The sequence below is a fragment of the Bacillus sp. JCM 19034 genome, assembly GCF_001310635.1.
In the GTDB taxonomy this organism is placed as follows: domain Bacteria; phylum Bacillota; class Bacilli; order Bacillales; family Bacillaceae_D; genus Halalkalibacter.
The window spans coordinates 1-4,154 of record NZ_BAXR01000042.1; the positions used below are offsets into that span (position 1 = coordinate 1).

Here is a 4,154-nt window from a genome sequence, read left to right on the forward strand (position 1 = left end):
CGGAGAACCGTTTAACTCCGGGTTCTGTTGAACTTGTAAAAGTCGATGATCTGTCAGGTGACGTCATTGAAGGTGCCAAATTCCGTTTGGAAGATAAAGGCGGAAATGTGGTTGTAGAAGAGCTTGTAACAGATGAAGATGGACGTATCGTCGTTGAAGATTTACGTCCAAGTCAGTATCAATTCGTGGAAACAGAAGCACCAGAACACTATCAATTAGCTACGGAGCCAATTCCATTTACGATCGAGCCAAGTCAGACAGAGCGATTAGTCGTCAATGCTTGGAATCAACTAATTTTAGGTGATGTACGATTATTAAAAATCGATGATGTTGATGGTACAGCATTAGAAGGAGCAGAGTTTGAGCTTCGAACGATAGATGGCGAGGTCGTGCGTGAAGGGTTAGTGACAGATGAGGCTGGAATCATTGTCGTACGTGATTTATATCCAGGTGAATATCAGTTTGTTGAAGTGAAAGCACCAACGGATTACGAGATAGATGATACACCAATTGTGTTTACAATTGATTTCTCTCAAGAGAATGTCGTTGAGGTTACAGCTGAGAATCAATTAATCTCAGGTTCTGTTGAACTTGTGAAGATCGATGATGCAACAGGCGAGAAGTTAGAAGGTGCGGTTTTCCGTCTCGAAAGTGAAGATGGGAATATGGTTGTAGAAGAGCTTGTAACAGATGAAGATGGTCGTATCGTCGTTGAAGATTTACGTCCAGGGAAGTATCAATTCGTGGAAACAGAAGCGCCAGAACACTATCAATTAGCTACGGAGCCGATTCCATTTGCGATCGAGCTAGGTCAGACAGAGTGTTTGTTTGTGAACGTATCGAATCAACTGATTTTAGGTGATGTCCAATTACTAAAAGTGGATGATGTTGATGGCACAGCATTAGAAGGAGCAGAGTTTGAGCTTCAAACGATAGACGGCGAGGTCGTGCGAGAAGGGTTAGTGACTGATGAGGATGGAATCATTGTCGTGCGTGATCTATATCCAGGTGAGTATCAGTTTGTTGAAGTGAAAGCACCAACGAATTACGAATTAGATGAAACGCCAATTCATTTTACAATTGACTTCTCTCAAGAAAACATCGTTGAGCTAACGGTGGAAAACCGTTTAACTCCGGGTTCTGTTGAACTTGTAAAACTCGATTCGCAAACAGGAGAGCCATTAGCTGGAGCAACATTCCAATTGGTAGATGAAGCAGGTCATGTCATTGAAGATGCCATTGAGACAGATGAAACGGGGCAGATACATGTTGCAAACTTACGACCTGGAAAGTATTCATTTGTAGAAATAGAAGCACCAGAGCACTATCAGTTAGATGCAACCCCAGTTGATTTTGAGATCACCGCTTCCCAAGCAGAAACGCTAGTGATTGAAGTCACAAATGACTTAAAGCTTGGAGCAGTTGAGATTATCAAGGTTGACAGTGAAACAGGAGAGCCGTTAGAAGGTGCGGTCTTCACATTGGGGGGTCAGACCCCTTACGTTCCTTACGTTACTGATCAAGAAGGACGTATCTTGATTGAAAACTTGCTTCCTGGCTCATATTCATTAACCGAAATAGAAGCTCCGACTGGTTATGAGCTAAAAGAAGATGAAATCAAATTTGACATTGTCTACTCCCAAGAAGAGATTCTACAGCTTGTCATCGAAAACGATCCGATCCGTACAGAAAATCCTGATAAAGATAAGGATAAAGATAAAGATAAAGATAAAGATAAAGATAGCGAATCGGGTTCAAAGGATGACCAAGAAACAGAAGATAAACTACAACCCGAGAAGAAATCAAAAACCGTAGAGAATCCGGAAAAAGTAGATAAGATAGAAGGAGAAAAGACGCAAACACCAACAAACGAGCAGCAGCATCTTCCGACAACAGCTAATCCACTGATTTGGACGATGTTGTTAATTGGGATGATCACCATCCTTGTCGGTATGACCATATTAATAGGTAGAAGAGTGTATGTGAATAAACGAGGATGAAAAAATGGAGAACTAACCTTGAAAATGGGTTAGTTCTTTTTTTTGTGGGTTAACTTTAAAGTGATCATTTAAGTAAGTTTTAAGAGGGATTAAAGTATTATAACTTTGGAATTGATTTGTAGGAGGTGATGAAAGGAATAGCAGATTTCAAGAGCTAAATAAGGGGAAGATCCTAGTATGATAGTCGCGACATGAATCTAGTATTCACTACGTTATTTTAGGGATCGTTATCATTTTTATCATTTAAAAGAAAATTATTTTAGGAGGAGAATTATGGGAAGGAAATTCATGAAAAAGTTTCATCACCATGTAAAGATTGGTTTAGTCTTTACATTAGTTTTTTCGCTTTTTTTCAGTAGTTTAGCCCCAAGTGCAGTATTTGCTGCTGAAGAAATCACGCATGCGGACGGTACGGGAGCCGTATTAAATGAAGAAGAGTTTATCGATTACACAGAAGCAACGTTGTCAAAAAACGCTACATACACTGGTCATCCTGGTGAATATTTTATTGATTTAACTGTAACAGGGAAGGATATCCCAGTTGAAGGAACAACTGATATTGTCATTGTTTATGATAATTCAAACAGTATGGCTACAAATAATCGTGTTGGAATTGCACATGATGCAACAGTTGATTTTATTAGTGAGGCATTAGATCCACAAAACAATGCAAATGGTAGTTTACAAATGGCTCTTGTCACGTATGGGACAGTTGTACTAGATGGTCGGTTCAATCCAGTGTATAGAATTCCAACACAGGATGTGTCATCTAAAGATTTAACGACAAATGCACAAGAGCTTATTGATAAGCTGCCTAATAATATTCCTTCTGTTAGAGGAGAAGGTAATAATGGAGGAACGTTTACAGAACAGGCTATTCTAGAAGCAGAATCCATTTTAGAAAGTAGTATAGCTGATAACCAAATGATTATAACAATTACTGACGGTGTACCAACGGTTAGTTATAATCCTGATGGTACTATTGTAGGGAATGGGACAAGCTTTACTTATAATTATGGGGGTAATACTCGAAATCATGGTCAAGACACGATTCGTGAAGCTCAACGATTACAAGGTTTAGGCTATAATATGTTTGCTATTGGGATTGAGCTCTCAAATGAAGGTTCTGGTGCAACAAGAGAGCAAGCACTTGAGGTTTTAGAAAATTTAGCTTTACCTGGTCAGGCACGAAATGTTGAAGAGGTTGGGCAAATGGGTGAAGCCCTACGACAAGTCTTAGCACAAATAACGAGCCCGATTGCTCCATCTATTTCTGAGGGAATTGTAATAGATCCTATGGGTGAGATGGTTCGATTAAAAGTAAATGATGAAGAGTTCACACAAGCTACTAATTCAGATCTTACAGATGGAGATTATTATTTATCAGCTAGTGAAAATAGCCTCTTAGATAATGTAGAAGTATCATTGAATAATGACACAATTCAGTTAGAAGGCTTGTTTTTAGGAGAAAATGAGTCGATTCATATTCGATATAAAGTTCAATTAAATACTGAACACGAAGATTTTGAGCCAGATACGTTTTATGAAACAAACGGAACAACGACTTTACAGCCTTTAGGAAGTAGCGACCAAACTTTTAGAGAATTTCCTATACCTAAAGTGTCAGGGAAAAATATAAACATTTCTGGTGAAAAAGTATGGATGGATTCAGATCAGTTAGAGCTGAGACCTGAAACAATAGAAGTTCAACTTTGGATGTCTAAAGATGGAGAAGATGTATTCCTAGCTAGAGAAACAATAACTCCTGATGAAGATGATTCATGGAATTTCGTATTTGAAGACTACCTTTACTATGATAGTAATGGAGAGTATTTTGATTATTTTGTCCGTGAGTTAGAAGTAGATGGATATGAAACAACTTACGCTGATGACTCTTTTAACATTATTAATACATTAATTCCAACCGGAAAAGTGGAAGTCGTTCACGTAGATGAGGACGGGAACGAGCTAGTACCAGGCGAAGAAATTGTAGATGTTGTAGGAGAAGAGTACGAGACAGCTCCAGAAGACATTGCTGGGTATGAATTAGTAGAAGTACCGCAAAATGCAACCGGAGAGATCACAGAAGAAGACCAAAGAGTAGTGTATGTGTATCGACCAGTTGCTCCGCCAACTGGAAAAGTAGAAGTCGTA

General features: G+C 39.0%; 2 protein-coding genes. Both read left to right on the forward strand.

Features of this window, described 5'->3' with window-relative positions; genetic code table 11:
- A partial coding sequence (locus tag JCM19034_RS22515) for a SpaA isopeptide-forming pilin-related protein (protein WP_269431743.1) occupies window positions 1–2,000 on the forward strand: 2,000 nt, incomplete at its 5' end.
- 273 nt (window positions 2,001–2,273) lie between these two features.
- A partial coding sequence (locus JCM19034_RS20415; RefSeq protein ID WP_156324089.1) for a Cna B-type domain-containing protein occupies window positions 2,274–4,154 on the forward strand: 1,881 nt, incomplete at its 3' end.